Below are 18,355 nucleotides of genomic sequence, written 5' to 3'. Positions count from 1 at the left end.
CGGTCACGCGTCAGCCGAATCGCCTGGTCATGGCTTCGTCACCCGGTGAGAAGCCATGAGTTCCCGGCCAAGCACGAGCGCCTGGTTACCGCCGAGGATTTACTCCGCTTCGCCATGTGAGCGCGACGCCGGTGCGACTCGAGCGCATAGCAGGTTTGCTCTCGGTTGATCAGGCGGTTATCTAGAGAAGTCCAGATTCCCGGATCGCTTCCGCCATCGGTTCCAGCACGCTCGGGTCGTGCGGGGGATTGATGTAGACGATCCCCAACTCCAAGCCTTCGGCGGCCAGCGCAGCGGCGTCCGCGATGGTTTGGCTGTAGTCACGTTCCGGACCCAAGCGCAGATGCGCCGACAGGGTGATTTCCTTGGGATCGCGTCCGATATCCGAGCAGTGCGACGCCAGCACGTCGCGCTTGCGGGCGAACTCCTCGGGCGTGCCGCCGGCGAAATTCCAGTGCTGGGCATAGCGCGCGACGATGCGCAGCGTGCGCTTCTCGCCGCTGCCGCCGATGCAGATGGGCGGGTGTGGTCGCTGCGGACCCTTCGGCTCGTTGCGGGCACCTTTGAGTTGGTAGTACTTGCCGTCAAAGTCGGTCGTCTCCTGGCTGAGCAGCCCGATCAACACCTCGCACGCCTCTTCGAAGCGGTCGAAGCGCTCCTTGATGGTGCCCAGTTCGATGCCGTAGGCGTTCGACTCCTCCTCGTTCCACCCGGCGCCGATGCCCAGTTCGAGCCGGCCGTTGGAGATGATGTCGAGCGCGGCGGCCATGTTGGCCAGCACGGCGGGGTGGCGGTAGTGGATCCCGGTGACCAAGGTGCCCAGCCGCAGCCGTTTCGTCGCCTGGGCCAACGCCGTCAGGGTCGTCCAGCCCTCGAGGCAGGGTCCGCTGGAGTCGCTGAAGATCGGGTAGAAGTGGTCGAAGGTCCAACCGGATTCGTAGACGTCGATGTCGTCGGCGGCCTGCCAAACGGCCAGCATCTCCGGCCAGGTGGTGTTCTGCGGTGAGGTTTTGAACGCGAATCGCATACCTGCGACGTTAGGCCCCGTTCCTGTGGCACAACTACACTCGGACCAACGATGAGCTGTGCCCTCGGATTCGACACCAAAATCACCCTGCTGGCGACGGGACTTATCTTTCTTCTGGCGCTTGGTCTCGGGGTGTGGAAGTACCGCCAGATCATGGTCAGCGATGACCACCGCGCGCACCCGTATGTCGACATAGCCCACCGCGCGGCGCTGCTGTACGCGTTCGCGACGCTGCTGATCGCGGCGTTCGTCGAACTCAGCGCCTGGCCGACGTGGGTGAACCTGTCCGCGGCCATGGTGACGGTGTTCTTCTTCGTCGCCGCGATCGGTAGCTACATCCTGCACGGCGCGCTGCGCGACACCGAGAATCAATTCGATCCGCCGGTACGCGGCACCCGGCTGGCGATGACCGCGCTCATCGTGGGCGAGATGGGCGGCTTCGCCGTGGTGTTCGCCGGGTTCATCGCGGGGCAATTGTGGACCGGGTAGTGGACCCGGTAGTGGCCCTGCGGCAGATCGCCTACTACAAGGACCGCAGCCGCCAGGACCCCAGGCGGGTAATGGCCTATCGCAACGCCGCCGACATCCTCGAGGGCATGGATGAGGCCGCTTTGGAACGCCACGGCCAGGCCAACAGTTGGCAATCGATCCCGGGCATCGGGCCCAAGACCGCCAAGGTCATCGCGCAGGCGTGGGCCGGACAAGAACCTGACCAACTGGTCGAATTGCGGTCTGAGGCAAAGGATTTGGGTGGCGGAGAGATCCGCGCCGCGCTGCGGGGAGATCTGCACCTGCATTCGAACTGGTCCGACGGATCCGCGCCGATCGAGGAGATGATGACGACCGCGGCGGAGCTCGGCCACGAGTACTGCGCGCTGACCGACCATTCACCCCGATTGACCATCGCCAACGGCCTATCGCCGGAGCGGCTGCGCAGGCAACTCGACGAGATCGACGCGCTGCGGGACAAGTTCGCGATGCGCATTCTGACCGGAATCGAGGTGGACATCCTCGAGGACGGCAGCCTGGATCAGGAGCCCGAGCTGTTGGAGCGGCTCGACATCGTGGTGGCGAGCGTTCATTCGAAGCTGGCGATGGACGGCGCCGCCATGACCCGGCGGATGCTCAACGCCGTCTCCAACCCGCACACGGACGTGCTGGGCCACTGCACCGGCCGACTGGTTTCCGGAAACCGCGGAATCCGGCCCGAATCGAAGTTCGACGCCGAAGCGGTGTTCACCGCCTGCCGTGACCACGGCACCGCCGTGGAGATCAACTCGCGTCCCGAGCGCAGGGATCCGCCGACCCGGCTGCTGAACCTGGCGCGGGACATCGGCTGTGTCTTCAGCATCGACACCGACGCGCACGCGCCCGGCCAGCTGGACTTCCTCGGTTACGGCGCGCAGCAGGCGTTGGACGCCGGCATCGGGGCCGATCGCATCGTCAACGCCTGGCCGGCCGAGCAACTTCTGGAGTGGGCTGCCACCTAGCAGCCTGGGCCGGTCAGGCGTCGAGACTGCTGATCACGCCTTGCCGTTCTCGCCGTCGTCGCCCAGCAGGAGCCCGCCAGTGCCGCCGGTACCCGCGGTGCCACCGGCCTTGCCGGCGTTGCCGCCGTTACCACCGTTGCCGACGAGGACTGCGTTACCGCCGTTGCCGCCCTTGCCGGCCGTGGTGGCGCCGAAGCCGCCGGCACCGCCGTCGCCGCCGCTGCCGGTGACGCCGGCCTTACCGCCGGTGCCGCCTGCGCCGCCGGTGCCCTGGCCGTTCGCGTTGGCGCCGGACCCGCCGGCACCACCGGCACCACCGGAGCCCGAGAGCAGCCCGGCGTTGCCGCCCGCACCCCCGGCGCCGCCTTGTTGGGTGCCGCTCCCGCCGGCGCCGCCGTGACCGCCGATGCCACCGGCCCCGCCCGAACCGAACAGCAGGCTGGCATTGCCGCCTGCCCCGCCGGCGCCGCCGGTCGAGACGCCGGCCCCACCGGAGCCGCCGGCACCGCCCGTTCCGAAGGACAGCGCCCCGGCGTTACCCCCGGCCCCGCCGCTGCCGCCGGTACCGGCCGTGTAGCCGCCGGACCCGCCGTCGCCGCCGGAGCCGAACAGCCCGCCCGTGCCCCCGGCGCCGCCGCTACCGGCCAAGCCGCCCGCCCCGCCGGTGCCGCCAGCGCCGAACAGCAACCCGTTGCCACCGGCCCCGCCCCCGGCGCCCGCGCCACCAGACCCGCCGACTCCACCATTGCTGAACAGCCCGCCGGTGCCGCCGGCCCCGCCCACGCCGGTGGGCCCGGAGCCGGCACCGTAGCCGCCGCTGCCGGCGGCGCCGCCGAGGAATCCGGCGTTGCCCCCACGTCCGCCCGCGCCGCCCTTGCCGGCGTTGATCGCCTGTCCGCCGGCCCCGCCGGCGCCGCCGGAGCCGTTCAGTAGCGCCGAGCCACCCGTGCCACCGGTGCCGCCGACTCCGCCCGCGCCGTTGGCGATCCCGCCGGCCCCGCCGGTGCCGCCGTTGCCGAACAAGCCGCCGCCGGCGCCACCGGCGCCACCGTTGCCGCCGGCCCCGGCGGCCGCGGTGTTGGTGGCCCCGTGCGCGCCGTTGCCGCCGTTGCCGAACAGCCAGCCGCCGTCGCCGCCGGCGGCCCCGGTTCCCGGGGTTCCGTTGGCGCCGTTGCCGATCAGCGGGCGCCCGGTCAACGCCTGCACGGGCTGGTTGACGATGTTGAGTGCGTCTTGTTGCAGCATGTGGATCGGGTTGGTGCTGATCGGCGCGCCGATCCCGTCGGCGCCCAGCAGCAGCCCGCTGGTGCCGCCGAGGCCGGCCTTGCCGGCGGTTGTGCCGGTGCCGCCGCTACCGGCATTGCCGCCATTGCCGATCAGCACCCCGTTGCCGCCGGTGCCGCCGTTGCCGCCGGTGGTGACGCCGGCGCCGCCGTTGCCGCCGTTGCCGCCGTTGCCGAACACTCCGGAGTTCCCGCCGGCCCCACCGGCACCGCCGGTGGCGATCCCGGCCCCACCGGTGCCGCCCGAGCCGCCCGAACCCAGCAGTTGCCCGGCGTTACCGCCCGCCCCGCCGACGCCGCCGGCAGTGCGGCCTTGCCCGCCGGCCCCGCCGGCGCCGCCATTGCCAACCAGCAGGCCCGCGTTTCCACCGGCCCCGCCGGCGCCGCCGGCGGTCTGCGCATTGTTGAGGCCCTCGCCGCCGGCTCCACCGGCACCACCATCGCCGAAGGAGAACATGCCCGCGTCACCGCCAGCGCCGCCGGCGCCGCCGGCGCTACCCAAGCTCGACCCACCGGAACCGCCGGTGCCGCCGGCGCCGAACATGCCGCCCGCCCCGCCGGCCCCGCCGGCACCTCCGGTGGTCCCGGCGGTGGTCGAGGTCCCGATGCCCCCGGCCCCGCCGGTCCCTCCGGCGCCGAACATGCCGCCGGTCCCACCAGCGCCGCCGGCCCCACCCGTGGCTCCGGGCCCGCCCGCCCCACCGGCCCCGCCGTCGGTGAACAACCCGCCATTGCCGCCGGCCCCACCGGCGCCGCCGGTGGCACCTCCGAAGGTGAAGCCGCCCGGCCCACCGGCCCCGGCCGCGCCGAACAACAAGCCGGCATTGCCGCCGCGGCCACCCGCACCACCGCCCGCGCCGGCGCCATCGGTGGAGGCACCGCCCGCCCCGCCGGCGCCGCCTGAGCCCCACAGCATGGCGTTGCCACCCGCGCCGCCAGCTCCGCCGGCCTTGCCCGCGGTGGTGGCCACACCCCCGGCCCCGCCGGCGCCGCCGCTGCCGAACAGCCCGCTCGCTCCGCCGGCCCCGCCGGGCCCGCCGTCGGCGCCCGCGGTCGAGGTGCCCGAACCGCCGGCCCCGCCGTTGCCGATCAACCATCCACCGGCACCGCCGTTTTGGCCCGTCCCGGGAGCGCCGTTGGCGCCATTGCCGATCAGCGGGCGCCCGGTCTGGGCGACAAACTGTGCATTGACCACATCCAGCAGGCTCTGCAATGGCTGTGCCGCAGCCGATTCGGCCGAGGCATACGATCCGGCACTACCGGTCAACGCCTGCACGAATTGCGCATGGAACGACGCCGCCTGCGCGCTCACGCTCTGGTATTGCTGACCGAACGTGCCGAAGAGTTCAGCGATGGCCACGGACACCTCATCCTGCGCCGCCGCCAGCAGACCGGTTGTGTGGGCCGCTGCCGCGGCAGTGGCCGACTCCACCGCCGATCCGATCCCAGCCAGGTCTGTTGCCGCCGCGCCCATGTATTCCGGCAGCGCAATGACGAATGACATTTGGTACCTCCCAAGGCAATTGGCGCAGAAGTCAGTCCGACCCGCGGGACCCGGTGAGTCGCCAATACAGGTCAGTAAGGCAGGAGCGTATGGGGATCGGGACGAATACCCATGGGGCATTTGCCCCATTTGTCGCCGGTCAGTCAGGTAGGTGGGGCATCTCCAGGCCGGGGTCGCGGCCGACCAGCACCGCGCGGGTCACCGCGGTGTTGCCGAAGCGCCGGCGGATCTGGTCGACGGCGGCGTCCACCGCCAGCGATTCGCCGCTGAACGGCAGCATCAGCTGTTGCGCGCCGTCGCGGTCGATGCCGGACACGGCGAAGCCGACCAGCGTCAGGCCCTTCTCGGTGATGAGCGGCGCCGCCGAGGAGACGAGCCGGCGAGCAGCGGCGAGGATGGTCTCCGTCGACGACGTGGCCCACGGCAGGGTGTGCGATCGGGTGGCGCGGCTGAAATCGTCGAAACGCAACCGCAGGACCACCGTCCGCCCGGTGCGCCCAGCCTTGCGCATCCGCCCGGTGATCCGGTCGATCAGGGTGACCACGACGGCGTCGAGTTCGGCGGGGGACATGGTGTTGCCGCGACTCCCGAGTGCACGCTGGGCACCGATCGACCGACGCCGGACGCCGGTGGTGACTCGACGACGGTCGATATTGCGGGACAACGCGTACAGCTGGCGGCCCATGGCGCCGCCCAGCATCGAGGCCAAAGTGGACTCACTGAGCTCGGCGACATCGGCCACGGTTCTGATGCCGTGCGCGTGCAATTTCTCCGCCGTTTTCTCGCCGACGCCCCAGAGCCGGCGCACCGGCAACGGCCGCAGAAACTCCAGCTCCCCGTCGGGCGGCACGAGGAGCAACCCGTCGGGCTTGGCTTCCTGGCTGGCCACCTTCGCAAGGAACTTCGTCCGGGCGATGCCCACGGTGATGGGCAGGCCCACTTGCTCGCGGACGTCGGCGCGCAGTTGCGCGGCGATCTGCACCGGGCTGCCCGAAACGCGGCCACTTGTCCGGCGTAGCCCGCTGACATCGAGGAAGGCCTCGTCGACCGAGAGCGGCTCCACAATGGGCGAGCAGTTGCGGAACACCTCGAACACCGCGTCGCTGGCCTGCGAATATGCGCGCATGCGGGGCGGGACCACCACGGCGTGCGGGCACAACCGCCGCGCCTGCCCGCCTCCCATGGCGGTCCGCACGCCGTAGGCCTTGGCCTCGTAGCTGGCCGCCAGCACGACACCTCCGCCGACGATCACCGGGCGACCCCGCAACGAGGGGTCGTCGCGTTGCTCGACGGAGGCGTAAAACGAGTCCAGGTCCGCGTGCAGGATGGACGCCTCGCACCGCACGAACATATGTTCGCATGCGGGTCCGACAACGGGTGTGCGCCCGCGTTTTCCTGCAGGGTTTCAGGCTTGCGGCGAGCGACGTAGGGGACTGGCCGGGGCGACGAGCCTGTAACGACGCAGGCCTTCACTCAATCTTTTTCTGCAGGGTTTCAGGCTCGGTGTGGTCGTTGGCCTAGGGTGCCCACAATCTCGCAACAACCGGGCCTTAAGCCGCCCGAAGCAGCGCGACCAGAAAGTCGGAGTCTTCGGTGAACGGCCGCAGGTCCCAGGTGGACAACAGCAGGTCGGGCGTGAGCCCGGCTTCCGCGGTGTCGTCAAGAAATTGGGTGAACGGGTACCCGCGCCCGGCGCCGAAGCCGATCACGGCGCGTCCGCCGGCGGCGAGGTGGGCACGCACCCTGCCCAGCACCGTGACCCGGGTGCTCGGCGCAAGGAACGTCATGACGTTGCCGGCCAGCACGATCACGTCGAACGGGTCGGCGATGCCGCGGGCGGGCAAGTCGAGTTCGGCGAGGTCGCCGACGAGATAGCGCGGCCCAGGATGATCCTGTTCGGCAGCCTCGATGAGCACGGGGTCGACGTCGACGCCGACGACGTCGTGACCGGCGGCTGCCAGATACCCACTCAACCGGCCGGGACCGCAGCCGGCATCGAGGATGCGGGCGCCGCGGGGAGCCATCGCGTCGATGAGGCGCGCCTCGCCGGCCAGATCCTCACCGGCGCGCGCCATTGAACGGAACCGCTCGACGTACCAATGTGAGTGCCCGGGATCGGCCGCGACCTTGCGCATCCAGAGGCTTTCTTCGCCCATAAAGCCATTGTCGCAAGGCGACGTGCTAGCGGGCCTCGCCGTAGATGCTGCTCATCCAGATGTGCACGAGGTTGTCCAGCACATGCTCTTCCGGAATCGACGGCTTCTCGCCGGAGAAGGATGCGATCAACGTGCGTTCGTTCATCAGATTGAGCGCCGTGGCCAACTCCTCGCTGGGCAGGGTGCGTGGTGCGGCGCCGCGCTCCCGCTCGGCGTCGATTGCCGCGGCACAGAAGCTGATCCACTTCTGCATGAACGTCGACAACAATTCGCGCAGCTCGGGGTTGGTGCCGCCGGCGGCCACACTGGCCCGGGTCACCGCCTTGTGGGATCCGAACGTCTCGAAGAACACGTTGATCCCGATCCGCCAGCGGTTCTCCCCTTGCTCGGCCATGCTCTCGCTGAGCGCTTCCAGCGCGGAGTCGGCCTCGTTGACCACCTGGTCGAACAGCGTCAGCAGCACCGCTTCCTTGGACGGGAAATAGAAGTAGAACGTGGGTCGCGAAATGCCGGCGCCCTTGGCCAGGTCGTCGACGGAGATGTCACTGAGCGGACGGTCCTCGAGCAGCCGCTCGGCGGTGGCCAGGATCGCCAACTCGCGATCGTCGCCGGACGGCCGGGCGGTACGCCGGCCCCGGCGCGGCGATACCTGGCTGGCGGCGGAGGAGGTCACGACGGGCAGCTTACCTCGGTGTTGAGAAACTCGACAGAGTGTTGACCCCCTCAACACAGCGTTGATAGCGTGTCGGCATGACTGAGCACCTCGACGTCGTCATCGTCGGCGCTGGCATCTCGGGGGTCAGTGCGGCCTGGCACCTGCAGGATCGTTGCCCGACCAAGAGCTACGCGATCCTGGAAAAGCGCGCGGCCATGGGCGGCACCTGGGACCTGTTCCGCTACCCGGGCATTCGCTCCGACTCCGACATGCACACCCTGGGCTTTCGCTTTCGGCCGTGGACGGAACGCCAGGCAATTGCCGACGGCGGACCGATCCTGGAGTACGTCAAGAGCACCGCGGCCATGTACGGCATCGACAAGCACATTCGGTACAACCAGAAAGTTGTCAACGTTGACTGGTCGAGCGCGGAGAACCGCTGGACGGTCCAGATCGACAGCAACGGCGAGCAGAGCAGTATCACCTGCTCGTTCCTGTTCCTGTGCAGTGGTTACTACAACTACGAAGAGGGTTACTCGCCTAAGTTCGCCGGCTCGGAAGACTTCACCGGCCCGATCATTCACCCGCAGCACTGGCCCGAGGATCTCGACTACGAAGGCAAGAACATCGTCGTGATCGGCAGTGGCGCTACGGCCGTCACCCTGGTTCCGGCACTGGCCAACTCGGGCGCCAAGCACGTGACGATGCTGCAACGCTCGCCCACCTACATCGTGTCGCAACCCGAGCGCGACTCCGTCGCGGAGCGACTCAACCGCTATCTGCCCGAGCGGATGGCCTACACCGTGGTCCGGTGGAAGAACGTGGTCCGTGGTGCAGCTTTGTACGGCGCGTGCCAGAAGTGGCCGCGCCGCATGCGGAAGATGTTCATGGGGCTGGCCAAGAAGCAACTGCCCGAGGGTTATGACGTGCGAAAGCATTTCGGCCCGCACTACAACCCGTGGGAGCAGCGGTTGTGCCTGGTGCCCAACGGCGATCTGTTCCGCGCCATCCGGCACGGCAAGGTCGACGTGGTCACCGACACCATCGACCGGTTCACCCCGAACGGCATCCGGCTGAACTCCGGACAGGAACTTGCGGCCGACATCATCGTCACCGCAACGGGTTTGAACCTGCAGTTGTTCGGCGGGGCGACCACCTCGATCGATGGCGAACCGGTGGATATCACCAAGTCGATTGCCTACAAGGGCATGATGCTCTCCGGCATCCCGAACATGGCCTACACGGTGGGTTACACCAACGCGTCCTGGACCCTGAAGGCCGACCTGGTGTCGGAGTTCGTCTGCCGTCTGTTGAACCACATGGACGCCAACGGGTTTGACACGGTGGTGGTGGACCGGCCGGGTCCCGACGTCGAGGAGCGGCCGTTCATGGAGTTCACGCCCGGGTACGTGCTGCGCTCGCTGGATGAATTGCCGAAGCAGGGTTCGCGCACCCCGTGGCGGCTCAACCAGAACTACCTGCGCGACATCCGCCTGATTCGTCGAGGCAAGCTCGAGGATGAAGGCTTGCTGTTCACGAAAAAGCCTGCCGCTGTGGCGGTTTCGTAACCGGTTTGGGCTCGGGTCGCTACGGCGTCACGACGACAATGCCGTCGTCGTCGCTGTAGGCGATGTCGCCTGGCGCGAAGGTTATTCCGCCCAAGCTGATTTCGACGTCGCGATCACCGGCGCCGGTCTTGGTGCTCTTGCGTGGATTGGTGCCCAACGCCTTGATGCCGATGTCGATGCCACGCAGCGCGGCGGAGTCGCGCACCGCACCGTGCACGATCAAGCCGGCCCAGCCATTCGAGCGCGCCAACTCAGCGATCAGATCACCAACCAACGCGGTGTGCACCGAGCCCGCGCCGTCGATCACCAGCACTCCGCCCTCACCTGGCTGCGAAAGCACCGACTTGAGCAGGGCGTTGTCCTGGAAGCAGCGCACGGTGCTGATGGGGCCGGCGAACTCGGTGCGCCCGCCAAATTGGCGGAACTGAAGGTCGCAGCTGCGCACGTCGGGACCGATGTCGTCGACCAGGTCGGCCGTGGGCCGGAACGAGACCGTCATCGGCGTTAGTGGCGGCGCAGCTGCCGGACCAGCAGAAGCGCCAGCAAGCTCAGGGCGATGGCGACCACCAGCGGCACGGGGGAGTGGCCACCCGTCAGGCTCGGCTCCGAGCGAGGAAGCGGGTCGGGGGCCTTCTCCACGGTCGACTTCGCGTGCGCTGCGGCGGCCTTGGCGGCGGCGGCGAGTTCACCATTGGTGTCGGCCCGGTGCTGGACGCCGAAGACCTCGTCGGCCAGCTTCGGTGGGGCGGATTCCGCGGTGGCCGGGGGTGCCGCCTTCTCCGGTGCCTTCTCGGCGGGCGCCTTCTTAGCGGGGGCCTTCTTGGCAGGGACTTTCTTGGCTGGAGCCTTCTTCGCGGGCGCTTTCGCAGCCTTCTTGGCGGGCTGCTTCTTGGCCGGCGGGGCCGGCTCCGCGGACGGGGCCGGCTCTGCCGACGGACCGGGCGCCGCTGCGGCCGGTGGGGCCGGTTGGGCCTGGCTGTCGGGTCGATCCTGCGGGTCTGCCATGCGGCCGCTCCTTGTAGCTGCTTCCTTGGTCGCTGTCGCTCAGTCGCGAATCAATCGAGTCCCATCATGCCAGGACGGCGATTAGCGACCCCGTCGTGCCGCCCAGAGCGCGACCACGGCGACCGCCGCGATCGTGCCGACCGCGAACGGCCAGGTCGGAACGTCGCCGCCGTCATCGGCAGGAGCGGCGACCACGGCGGTGATTGCCGCATTCGCCGTTGCCAAACCAAGCGAGGCGCTCAAGACGAGGGTCACCAGCACCGAGACCAGTACCGAGGCCAGTACCGGGGCCAGTACCGAACCCAGCGCAGGGCGCACGCGAATCAGCTCAATCCCAGCCGGGCCAACAGGTCGGCCTCGATACCGTCGAGTTGCGCCGAAATGGCGTTGTGGGCCTCCCGGCGACGGGCCGTCGGCATATTTTCGGCCGCGGTGATGGCCGCCGACAGATCGGCCAGCCGCTCGGAGATCGCCGAGACGAATTGCCTCGTCTCCGGGTCCTTCGGCTTCTTCTCCTGGACCACTCGCAACGACTGCTCCGCGCCCGCAATCCGGGCCGACAGCCGCGCGCCGTGCCCGGAGAACCGCCCGAGCTGCGCCAACGGAATGCCCAGCCGGTCGGCCCGGCGCTGATCGATCAGGCCGCGGGCCGCGACGGCCGCGCGGTAGATCACCGGCGTCAGGATTGGGGCGAGCAGCCTGGACACCGTGAGGGCTCGACGAATCCGGGTGGGCGACAACAACTTACCTTCCCGTACCGCCTTGAGCTCGGTCTCGGCGACTTTCAACGCCACCCGGTCGCTTTCCCGCTGGGCCTTCAGCTGCGCCCGGAGAGCCTTCTCCTCGGCCTTCTGAGCGGCCTTGATCCGCTTCTTCTCGTTCTTGGCCGACAGCTTGGCTTCCAGCTTGGCGCCCGCCTTCAACGCTCGCGCTTCGGCGCGACGTGTCGCACGGCTCTTTCGCTTGCGGAACAGGCCCATTCCCGGCCGCCTCCCGGTCATCTCGTGGACTACCGCGTTACTTGTACGCGATCGCTGGGCCAACCCTAATCGGAGTGGACCTTGGACAACCCGTCAGGTCAGCGGGGCTAGTCGTCGAGGCCTTCGGCGCGGCGCAGCTCGTCGATGTGGTCCACGACCTTTGCCTGTGCCTCCGGGGACAGTCCCTGAGTCCGGGTCACGATGCGCCGCACGCCGTCATCCCGGACGGCGGCCAGGAACTGCAGTTCCTTGTCGAGCTTCTCGTAGTACTCGTCGTCGGTGAAGTACGCCGGCTTGATCCGGAAAAAATTCGCCAGAGCGGCCATGGTCGCCGCCGAGGGGTTGGTGCGGTTGCCCGAACGTAGCTGCGATAGGTACGGAGCCGACATCGTGATGCCCTCTGCCTTGAGCGCCGCAATCACCTCCGCGGAGGTGTGTTGTCCACGACCGGGCGGATACACCGTATCGAATAGGCGGTTCAGGCGGGCGGCGAAAGTCGTGCTCATCGATATGACCTCCAGCGGGCTGGCAGGGCGAATGTTATCAATACGTTATTTGCTGATCATGGTAGCGACAGTTATGTCAACAACCAAGTGCAAACCTGGGCCTCTTGGTCTGAGGCAGGCAAACAACCCGACCGAGACGCCCCCGTCGAGCCTGTAGCCAAAACGGTACGCTGTCCATAAAAAGAAAGAACTTCACAGGTTATCCGCAGAATCCGTCGAGAATAAGGGCGCGACAAGACGCCGGCGCGACGGTTGACGAGACCAACCGGCCGGCAGGTTCGAGCGGATTCGCGGACTTCCGGGCAACCTGCACCCAGTGCTGAGCCACCATTTGCTGCCCATGAACCTCGACAGACCGCGGGCGACACCAGACGATATTGAAAAAGGCTACGAACCCCCTGTGTCCATGACGTTAACAGTCGGCCAGAGCGCCATGTTGACGCGGGTACAACAGTGGGGTCAGTCAGACATTGCGCGCTGAGCCGGCGGCGATTGCGGCGGTCTCACGACGGCGCCGAAGAGTTTGCGCCAGCTGCCTGGAGACGACGCCTGCCAACGCGGCGAATGCGACAGCGGCGGTCACTCCGACGGCTACCGAACGCCAGCCGAGCGCGTTGTCGAACAGCATCCACAAACCGAACAACAGGAACAGCAGGCTGGCCAATGCGTGCAGCAACCGCTCGGGGAGTCGCTGGTGCAGCAGCAGGCCTGCGCCGATTGCCAGACCGTCGGCCAGGATCATGCCCAACGTGGTGCCGATCCAGACCCCGATCCAGTTGTGGTCGCTGGCCAGGGTGATCGTCGCCAGCGTGGTCTTGTCGCCGAGCTCAGCCAGCATGAAAGACGAAATCACGGTGAGCAGCGCGAAGCGGGGTTCACGCGGAGCCGCCACCTCGTCCTCCGTGTCGGCAGCGCCCTCACGCCAGGTCCAGACGGCGAAAATCAGGAAGGCGGCCGCGGATGCAAACGCCATGGGACGAGTCGGCAGGGTGGCGCCGAGATAGTGGCCAATGGCCACCGAGACGCCGTGCGCCAGAGCCGATGCGATGGCCACTCCGGAGAGCACGACCCACCAGCGGTACCGCAAGGCGTAGGTCACCGTGAGCAGCTGGGATCGGTCGCCGAGTTCGGCGACGAACACCACCGAGAGACTCAGCAGGATGGCTGCGAGCATAGGGACGACCTTTCGACACGCGGCGGCGACCGTTGGGTCATCGCACATCGGTCGAAGGTCTCACCCACCGTCTCGGATCGAAACGGTTCGCCGGCCGGGCTATTCGCCAGTATGTCGACACGACGATTGGGGGCTACTCCCCTTCGCTTACGTTTTCCAGGCTAGCGGCCGGATTTGGCGCACGCCAGCTAAGCGGCGAAGTTCGGGTACCCGTATTCCTCGATTCGGGCACCGAATTAATCGGTTCGAATTCCCTTATGCGGCAAGCAGCATCGCCAGAATCGCGGTGTCGGGGTGGCTGATCGGGTCGACGCCGACGCGGCTCACCATCGACGTGATGGTGCCGTCGGCTTCGGCTTCCACCCACGCGGCCCGGTGTTCCAATCCCAGATAGGGCAACCCGGGCAACAGGACACATCCCGACGCCGCTCCCGTGCATTCCGGCAACGACGGCGTTGTTTCCGACGGGGGGTGCAGCATCAGCAGTGCGGGCGGTTGATGATCCGCGAAATAGCCTGGCTGGATGGCGGATTCGCCGAACACGGTGCCCTCAGCCAAAACCAGGCCGACGGTGCCCGGTGCGGGCTCGTCGGGCAGTTCTTCGCGGGCGCCGAATACCGTTGTGGTGGAAAGCAATCCGGGCAAGGACGCCACGCGGACCGCGACCATCAGCAACTGGGCCCATTCCTTGGTCGAATCCGGCCATCGCCCAGAGATCACGAACCCTTTGAGGGTCCCGCGAGAATGAAACGGGGACACCCCTATCGAACGATCAGACCCGGCATCCATGTCGACCCTCCGCCACGCCTCCATTCGAAGTAACTGCACTGGTAGCTAACAAAATGGTAGCTCCGAGAATTCAAGGATGAGGGCGTATTTACGCTCGTGCAACTCGACACGGCATCACCTAATGGAGTTCATATAGTCGCAATATTTGAGCGCCGTCGGCGCAACTTTCCGGCGTCGCAAAGGTCTAAACAAGGAGGGCGCCGCGCGATTACGCGCGGCGCCCTGCTGCCTTGCCTGTTATCGGGTCAGGGGAAAATCAAACCCGATGTCTTGGAGGTCGCGGCCGCATAGCGCGCTTGTACGTCGGCCCAATTGACGACGTTCCAGAACGCCTTGACGTAGTCCGCCTTGACGTTCTTGTATTGCAGGTAGAAGGCGTGCTCCCACATGTCCACCTGCAACAGGGGAATGATGCCGAGCGGCACGTTGGCCTGCTGGTCGTACAACTGGAAGGTGAGCAGCTTGCCGCCCAGGGTGTCGTACCCCAGGACGGCCCAACCCGATCCCTGCAAGCCGTTGGCGGCGGCGGTGAACTGAGCCCGGAACTTGTCGAACGAGCCGAACGCGTCGTCGATGGCGGCGGCCAGTTCGCCCTCCGGCTTGTCGCCACCGTCCGGCGACAGGTTCTTCCACCAGATGGAGTGGTTGACGTGACCACCGAGGTGGAACGCCAAATTCTTCTCGTTCAAAAAGATCGCTGAGTGGTCCTCCTTGGCGCGTGCCTCTTCGAGCTTGGCGATCGCGTCGTTGAGTCCCTTGACGTACGTGGCGTGGTGCTTGCTGTGGTGGAGCTCGTTGATCTGGCCCGAAATGTGCGGTTCCAGCGCTGCGTAGTCCCAGTCCAGGTCGGGCAGGGTGTATTCAGCCACGGCATTCCTTCCTTCGGTGATCGATTGGTGATCGTTCTAGCTCATCAGTCGCAGGGTTCCGCCGTGCGGCGGCCCCGGCACCATTCAACCCTGTCCCTGAGCGCGTGCGCCGAAAGGGACTTCCCTATGGGCGCTCGCCCGGGGTACCCGCTGGGGCGGAATTCAAGACAAAGTTCAGGACAACGCTATGAGCGCAAGGATGCCCAGCAACGCGAGCGCGACGAGGCCCGCGCGAAGAGCGGCCAGGGCGTAGGCAGAGTTCCAGGCGGGCGAGCCGGTGTACTGGCTCGGCCGTGGCGGCTGTCCCGGTCCGAACGAATGGGTCGCCATCAAGCGCCTTTCAACTACGTCCTTGCCTTGCTGCAGGAGCGACGTGACACACCACAGTGAGGTGAATCACAACACCATCCTAGCGTCGCAGATCATATCGCCTCGTACTTGCCGTGGAAAAGTTGACCGGTGGTCATCCAAATCGCTCTGTTTGCCCTGGTTGTCACCGCAGCGTTGCTGGTTTCCCGCACCGGCGATCGGGTAGCTCGTTCTTAGCGAGACAACAGATTTCGCTCAGAGACTTGCCAGGCTGTCGATCGAAGCGCCCGGTATCTGGCGTGTTATCCACAGTCGTGGGCCAGGTCCGGCGGCAGATTGGCCGATAGATGGCAACTAGACACTTCCGTCAATTTCCACCACCTGTGGATAAAGCTGTGGAAACTGTGGATAGCTCTTGGTAGCTGACTCTTGATGGTGTAGTGCGCCCTGGCGCCGGGTCCGATTTGCGACGGAGTGTGTTTGCGGCTTAGCGCACCCGCCTGCGGTTAGTAGGCTGGTCCGGTGATCCAGGTGTGCTCTCAATGCGGCACTCGGTGGAATGTCCGCGAGCGGCGCCGCGAGTGGTGCCCTCGCTGCCGCGGCGCGCTGATGGCACCGCTGATGGACGGGCCGCCCCCGGACCCCCGCTGGGGCATGCCCGCCGGACCGCAGATCCCGGCGGCCCCGGCCATGCGTCCCACCGCCCCGCGGCTGCCACCGGGATTTCGCTGGATCGCGGTGCGACCAGGTGCGGCGCCCCCGGTACGACGCCCGCGGCGCCACCGCGGACCCACGCCCCGCTACACCGTCATACCGCGCTGGGGACTGGTGGACCGGGTCGATCAGGGGTCCGCCGGGCCGCAGCAGCAGGCACCCACCAAGCCGGGGCCGGCGGTCGGACTGGTGCGCACCGCGCTGTTCGCGACGCTGTTGGTCCTCGCCGGGGCGGCGCTGGTGTTTGTGCTGCGGTACGCGCTGCTGATCATCAACCGTGACACCCTGCTCCCCTCGCTGGTGGCTCTGGCGTCGGTGTGGCTCGGGTATCTCGCCAGCGTGGCGGCGCTCTTGGCGGTGGGTATCACCGCTGTGCTGCTGGTGTCCTGGTTGATTGCGCGACGGGCCGCGGCTTTCAAGCACGTGGGCCTGCCCGAACCGCGTTCCGAGCGCGCGTTGTGGGCCGGGTGCCTGGTGCCCGTGGTCAACCTGCTCTGGGCGCCCGTGTACGTCATCGAACTGGCGCGCATCGAGGACTACTACCACCGGTTGCGCAGTCTCATCCTGCGGTGGTGGCTGATCTGGGTTGTCAGCACCGCGATCTCGATTTTCGCCATCGCCACGAGCTTTGCTTCCGACGCGCAAGGCATCGCGAACAACACCGTCACGATGGTGGTGGCCTACCTGGGCGCGGCGGTCGCGGTGTCCGCGACGGCGCGGGTCTTCGAGGGATTCGAGCGCAAACCCGTCGAACGGCCCGTGCATCGTTGGGTCGTCGTCAGCGCCGACGGGCCGGAGCGGCCGGCGCCGGCGCCCTCTTTGGAGTCTCCGGTTGAGTTGGAGGGCCAGGAACCGGCAGCATAGTGGGCATGCCGTGGGCCGACGAGGTGCTCGCCGGGCATCCGTTCGTGGTTGCCCACCGGGGTTCCTCGGTTGCGCGACCCGAACACACCCTGGCTGCTTATGATTTGGCGCTCAAGGAAGGCGCCGACGGGTTGGAGTGCGACGTCCGGCTGACCCGGGACGGGCATCTGGTGTGCGTTCACGACCGGCGTCTGGACCGCACCTCGTCGGGGGCGGGTTTGGTCAGCACGATGACCCTCGACCAGTTGCGTGAATTGGAATTCGGCGCCTGGCACGAAAGTTGGCGGCCGGACGGCACTCATGGCGACACCCGCCTGCTGACGCTGGACGCGCTCGTCTCCCTGGTGCTGGATTGGCATCGGCCGGTGAAAATCTTCATCGAGACCAAGCACCCCGTCCGGTACGGCTCCTTGGTGGAGACCAAGCTGCTGGCGCTGCTGCAGCGCTACGGCATCGCCACGCCCGCGTCGGCCGATATCTCACGCGCGGTGGTGATGTCGTTCTCCGCCGCGGCGGTGTGGCGGATCCGGCGCGCCGCCCCGATGTTGCCGACAGTGCTGTTGGGCAAGAACGCTCGCTACCTCGCCAGCAGCGCGGCCACGGCCGTGGGGGCGACCGCCGTCGGGCCCTGGTTGCCTGCACTGAAGGAATATCCGCAACTCGTCGACCGCGCCGCCGCTCAGGGTCGCGCGGTGTACTGCTGGGACGTCGACGAGAAAGAGGACGTCGAGTTCTGCCGGGACGTCGGCGTCGCCTGGATCGCCACCGATCACCCCGGTCGCGCCAAAGCCTGGCTGGAGAACCGAGCCGCCGAGGGGAGCAGCTAGAGCTGGCCGCCGGCCACCGGCGGGGCTCCCGCAGTGGCCGGAGCCCGTCCCACCTCACGGGCGACGAAGTTCTCCAGCTCGAACAGGTTGTCCCCCGCGCGATCGGCAACCCGTAGCAGCGTCGACATCAGCGCGACTTCCTCGACCTGCTCCTTGAGGAACCACTGCATGAATTGCTCGCCGAGGAAGTCGCCCTCGTCGCGGGCCACCGCCGCGAGCCGGCTGACCTGTTCGGTGACCGCCCGCTCCTGGTCCAAGGCCAGCGCCAACGCATCGCGCGGCCGGTCGAACTGGTTACGCACCGCGTCCACCCCGGGGATTTCGACATGCAGGCTTCGGTCGAGTAAGTGCTGCACCAGCATCATCGCGTGATTGCGTTCCTCGACGGCCTGGCTGTAGAAATGCTTGGCCAATTGCGGCAAGTCTTCGCTGTCGAAATAAACCGCAATAGCGACATATTGCTGGGCGGCGGTGAATTCGTTGAAAATCTGTTCCTGCATTAATGCATGGAATTTCGTCTTTGGTCCGTCAAAGTCGGTCATGACCGCAGGTTATAGCAGGTGGAAGGGGTCTGCAACGAAGGTTGCGCTTAGTCAGGAGAGGTTTTCCTAAGTACCCGCGCGCAATTTTCGGCC

Annotated in this window: 18 protein-coding genes and 3 pseudogenes; 5 read left to right on the top strand and 16 right to left on the bottom strand. The window is 67.3% G+C overall.

Annotated elements, in window-relative coordinates:
• Positions 1 to 181: 181 nt before the first annotated feature.
• Entirely contained in the window at positions 182 to 1,027 is an 846-nt protein-coding gene (locus G6N68_RS27575; RefSeq protein ID WP_163719333.1) for an LLM class F420-dependent oxidoreductase, read from the bottom strand.
• Between the two features lie 51 nt (positions 1,028 to 1,078).
• On the opposite strand from G6N68_RS27575, the gene G6N68_RS27570 reads away from it, so the two are divergent.
• Positions 1,079 to 1,516: a hypothetical protein gene (locus G6N68_RS27570; protein ID WP_163719332.1), complete on the top strand. Its 438-nt coding sequence runs from the start codon at positions 1,079 to 1,081 to the stop codon at positions 1,514 to 1,516.
• Positions 1,516 to 2,517: a PHP domain-containing protein gene (locus tag G6N68_RS27565; RefSeq protein ID WP_163719331.1), complete on the top strand. Its 1,002-nt coding sequence runs from the start codon at positions 1,516 to 1,518 to the stop codon at positions 2,515 to 2,517. The genes G6N68_RS27570 and G6N68_RS27565 overlap by 1 nt, the downstream gene beginning before the upstream one ends.
• Positions 2,518 to 3,639: 1,122 nt before the next feature.
• On the opposite strand, the pseudogene G6N68_RS32270 reads toward G6N68_RS27565, so the two are convergent.
• The 5 genes and pseudogenes from G6N68_RS32270 to G6N68_RS27545 all read right to left on the bottom strand — a co-directional run.
• Positions 3,640 to 3,732 (bottom strand): annotated as a pseudogene (locus tag G6N68_RS32270) (PE family protein); the annotation flags it as partial.
• 1,353 nt (positions 3,733 to 5,085) lie between these two features.
• Positions 5,086 to 5,274, bottom strand: a pseudogene (locus G6N68_RS32265) (PE family protein); the annotation flags it as partial.
• A gap of 169 nt (positions 5,275 to 5,443) precedes the next feature.
• On the bottom strand, positions 5,444 to 6,655 hold the full coding sequence (dinB, locus tag G6N68_RS27555; protein ID WP_163719329.1) for a DNA polymerase IV: 1,212 nt from the start codon (positions 6,653 to 6,655) through the stop codon (positions 5,444 to 5,446).
• A gap of 199 nt (positions 6,656 to 6,854) precedes the next feature.
• Positions 6,855 to 7,460 (bottom strand): class I SAM-dependent methyltransferase, encoded by a 606-nt coding sequence (locus tag G6N68_RS27550; RefSeq protein WP_163719328.1) that lies wholly within the window; start codon positions 7,458 to 7,460, stop codon positions 6,855 to 6,857.
• Between the two features lie 25 nt (positions 7,461 to 7,485).
• The gene (locus tag G6N68_RS27545; RefSeq protein WP_163719327.1) at positions 7,486 to 8,133 is read right to left on the bottom strand and encodes a TetR/AcrR family transcriptional regulator; all 648 of its coding nucleotides are present in this window, start codon (positions 8,131 to 8,133) and stop codon (positions 7,486 to 7,488) included.
• 77 nt (positions 8,134 to 8,210) lie between these two features.
• On the opposite strand from G6N68_RS27545, the gene G6N68_RS27540 reads away from it, so the two are divergent.
• Positions 8,211 to 9,683, top strand: a complete 1,473-nt coding sequence (locus G6N68_RS27540; RefSeq protein WP_163719326.1) for a flavin-containing monooxygenase — start codon at positions 8,211 to 8,213, stop codon at positions 9,681 to 9,683.
• 19 nt (positions 9,684 to 9,702) lie between these two features.
• Here the strand turns inward: G6N68_RS27540 and rraA are convergent, their stop codons facing one another.
• The 9 genes and pseudogenes from rraA to G6N68_RS30375 all read right to left on the bottom strand — a co-directional run bounded on the left by rraA (position 9,703) and on the right by G6N68_RS30375 (position 15,336).
• Positions 9,703 to 10,182 carry a ribonuclease E activity regulator RraA gene (gene rraA / locus G6N68_RS27535; protein WP_163719325.1) on the bottom strand — a complete coding sequence of 160 codons (480 nt, stop codon included), beginning with the start codon at positions 10,180 to 10,182 and terminating at the stop codon, positions 9,703 to 9,705.
• A 5-nt stretch (positions 10,183 to 10,187) separates the two neighbouring features.
• Entirely contained in the window at positions 10,188 to 10,688 is a 501-nt protein-coding gene (locus G6N68_RS27530) for an Rv3852 family protein (protein ID WP_163719324.1), read from the bottom strand.
• Positions 10,689 to 10,769: 81 nt separating this feature from the next.
• A pseudogene (locus G6N68_RS31275) lies at positions 10,770 to 10,862 on the bottom strand (hypothetical protein); the annotation flags it as partial.
• A 149-nt stretch (positions 10,863 to 11,011) separates the two neighbouring features.
• On the bottom strand, positions 11,012 to 11,668 hold the full coding sequence (locus tag G6N68_RS27520) for a DUF6474 family protein (protein WP_163719323.1): 657 nt from the start codon (positions 11,666 to 11,668) through the stop codon (positions 11,012 to 11,014).
• Between the two features lie 107 nt (positions 11,669 to 11,775).
• Positions 11,776 to 12,174: a helix-turn-helix domain-containing protein gene (locus G6N68_RS27515; protein ID WP_163719322.1), complete on the bottom strand. Its 399-nt coding sequence runs from the start codon at positions 12,172 to 12,174 to the stop codon at positions 11,776 to 11,778.
• 463 nt (positions 12,175 to 12,637) lie between these two features.
• Positions 12,638 to 13,348, bottom strand: a complete 711-nt coding sequence (locus G6N68_RS27510) for a TMEM165/GDT1 family protein (protein WP_205351536.1) — start codon at positions 13,346 to 13,348, stop codon at positions 12,638 to 12,640.
• A 255-nt stretch (positions 13,349 to 13,603) separates the two neighbouring features.
• A complete protein-coding gene (locus G6N68_RS27505; protein WP_069422323.1) occupies positions 13,604 to 14,137 on the bottom strand; it encodes a peptidase in 534 nt (177 codons plus the stop codon).
• A gap of 245 nt (positions 14,138 to 14,382) precedes the next feature.
• A complete protein-coding gene (locus G6N68_RS27500; RefSeq protein ID WP_163719320.1) occupies positions 14,383 to 15,006 on the bottom strand; it encodes a superoxide dismutase in 624 nt (207 codons plus the stop codon).
• Between the two features lie 174 nt (positions 15,007 to 15,180).
• Positions 15,181 to 15,336 (bottom strand): hypothetical protein, encoded by a 156-nt coding sequence (locus tag G6N68_RS30375; RefSeq protein WP_205351535.1) that lies wholly within the window; start codon positions 15,334 to 15,336, stop codon positions 15,181 to 15,183.
• Positions 15,337 to 15,837: 501 nt separating this feature from the next.
• On the opposite strand from G6N68_RS30375, the gene G6N68_RS27495 reads away from it, so the two are divergent.
• A complete protein-coding gene (locus tag G6N68_RS27495; protein WP_163719319.1) occupies positions 15,838 to 16,893 on the top strand; it encodes a DUF4328 domain-containing protein in 1,056 nt (351 codons plus the stop codon).
• A 5-nt stretch (positions 16,894 to 16,898) separates the two neighbouring features.
• Positions 16,899 to 17,720: a glycerophosphodiester phosphodiesterase gene (locus G6N68_RS27490; RefSeq protein WP_163719318.1), complete on the top strand. Its 822-nt coding sequence runs from the start codon at positions 16,899 to 16,901 to the stop codon at positions 17,718 to 17,720.
• Here the strand turns inward: G6N68_RS27490 and G6N68_RS27485 are convergent.
• Positions 17,717 to 18,262: a ferritin gene (locus G6N68_RS27485; RefSeq protein ID WP_163719317.1), complete on the bottom strand. Its 546-nt coding sequence runs from the start codon at positions 18,260 to 18,262 to the stop codon at positions 17,717 to 17,719. The genes G6N68_RS27490 and G6N68_RS27485 overlap by 4 nt on opposite strands.
• Positions 18,263 to 18,355 lie beyond the last annotated feature (93 nt).

The sequence above is a fragment of the Mycobacterium bourgelatii genome (assembly GCF_010723575.1).
GTDB classification, from domain to species: Bacteria; Actinomycetota; Actinomycetes; order Mycobacteriales; family Mycobacteriaceae; genus Mycobacterium; species Mycobacterium bourgelatii.
This window is presented reverse-complemented; position numbering and strand designations above follow the sequence as displayed.

What these genes read in the sequence shown, in the direction of transcription:
- G6N68_RS27530 (WP_163719324.1), bottom strand. Translation starts at nt 10,688, where the DNA reads ATGGCAGACCCGCAGGATCGACCCGACAGCCAGGCCCAACCGGCCCCA.
- dinB (WP_163719329.1), bottom strand. Translation starts at nt 6,655, where the DNA reads ATGTTCGTGCGGTGCGAGGCGTCCATCCTGCACGCGGACCTGGACTCG.
- G6N68_RS27505 (WP_069422323.1), bottom strand. Translation starts at nt 14,137, where the DNA reads ATGGATGCCGGGTCTGATCGTTCGATAGGGGTGTCCCCGTTTCATTCT.
- G6N68_RS27570 (WP_163719332.1), top strand. Translation starts at nt 1,079, where the DNA reads ATGAGCTGTGCCCTCGGATTCGACACCAAAATCACCCTGCTGGCGACG.
- G6N68_RS27485 (WP_163719317.1), bottom strand. Translation starts at nt 18,262, where the DNA reads ATGACCGACTTTGACGGACCAAAGACGAAATTCCATGCATTAATGCAG.
- G6N68_RS27515 (WP_163719322.1), bottom strand. Translation starts at nt 12,174, where the DNA reads ATGAGCACGACTTTCGCCGCCCGCCTGAACCGCCTATTCGATACGGTG.
- G6N68_RS27490 (WP_163719318.1), top strand. Translation starts at nt 16,899, where the DNA reads ATGCCGTGGGCCGACGAGGTGCTCGCCGGGCATCCGTTCGTGGTTGCC.
- rraA (WP_163719325.1), bottom strand. Translation starts at nt 10,182, where the DNA reads ATGACGGTCTCGTTCCGGCCCACGGCCGACCTGGTCGACGACATCGGT.
- G6N68_RS27575 (WP_163719333.1), bottom strand. Translation starts at nt 1,027, where the DNA reads ATGCGATTCGCGTTCAAAACCTCACCGCAGAACACCACCTGGCCGGAG.
- G6N68_RS27520 (WP_163719323.1), bottom strand. Translation starts at nt 11,668, where the DNA reads ATGGGCCTGTTCCGCAAGCGAAAGAGCCGTGCGACACGTCGCGCCGAA.
- G6N68_RS27540 (WP_163719326.1), top strand. Translation starts at nt 8,211, where the DNA reads ATGACTGAGCACCTCGACGTCGTCATCGTCGGCGCTGGCATCTCGGGG.
- G6N68_RS27510 (WP_205351536.1), bottom strand. Translation starts at nt 13,348, where the DNA reads ATGCTCGCAGCCATCCTGCTGAGTCTCTCGGTGGTGTTCGTCGCCGAA.
- G6N68_RS27550 (WP_163719328.1), bottom strand. Translation starts at nt 7,460, where the DNA reads ATGGGCGAAGAAAGCCTCTGGATGCGCAAGGTCGCGGCCGATCCCGGG.
- G6N68_RS30375 (WP_205351535.1), bottom strand. Translation starts at nt 15,336, where the DNA reads ATGGCGACCCATTCGTTCGGACCGGGACAGCCGCCACGGCCGAGCCAG.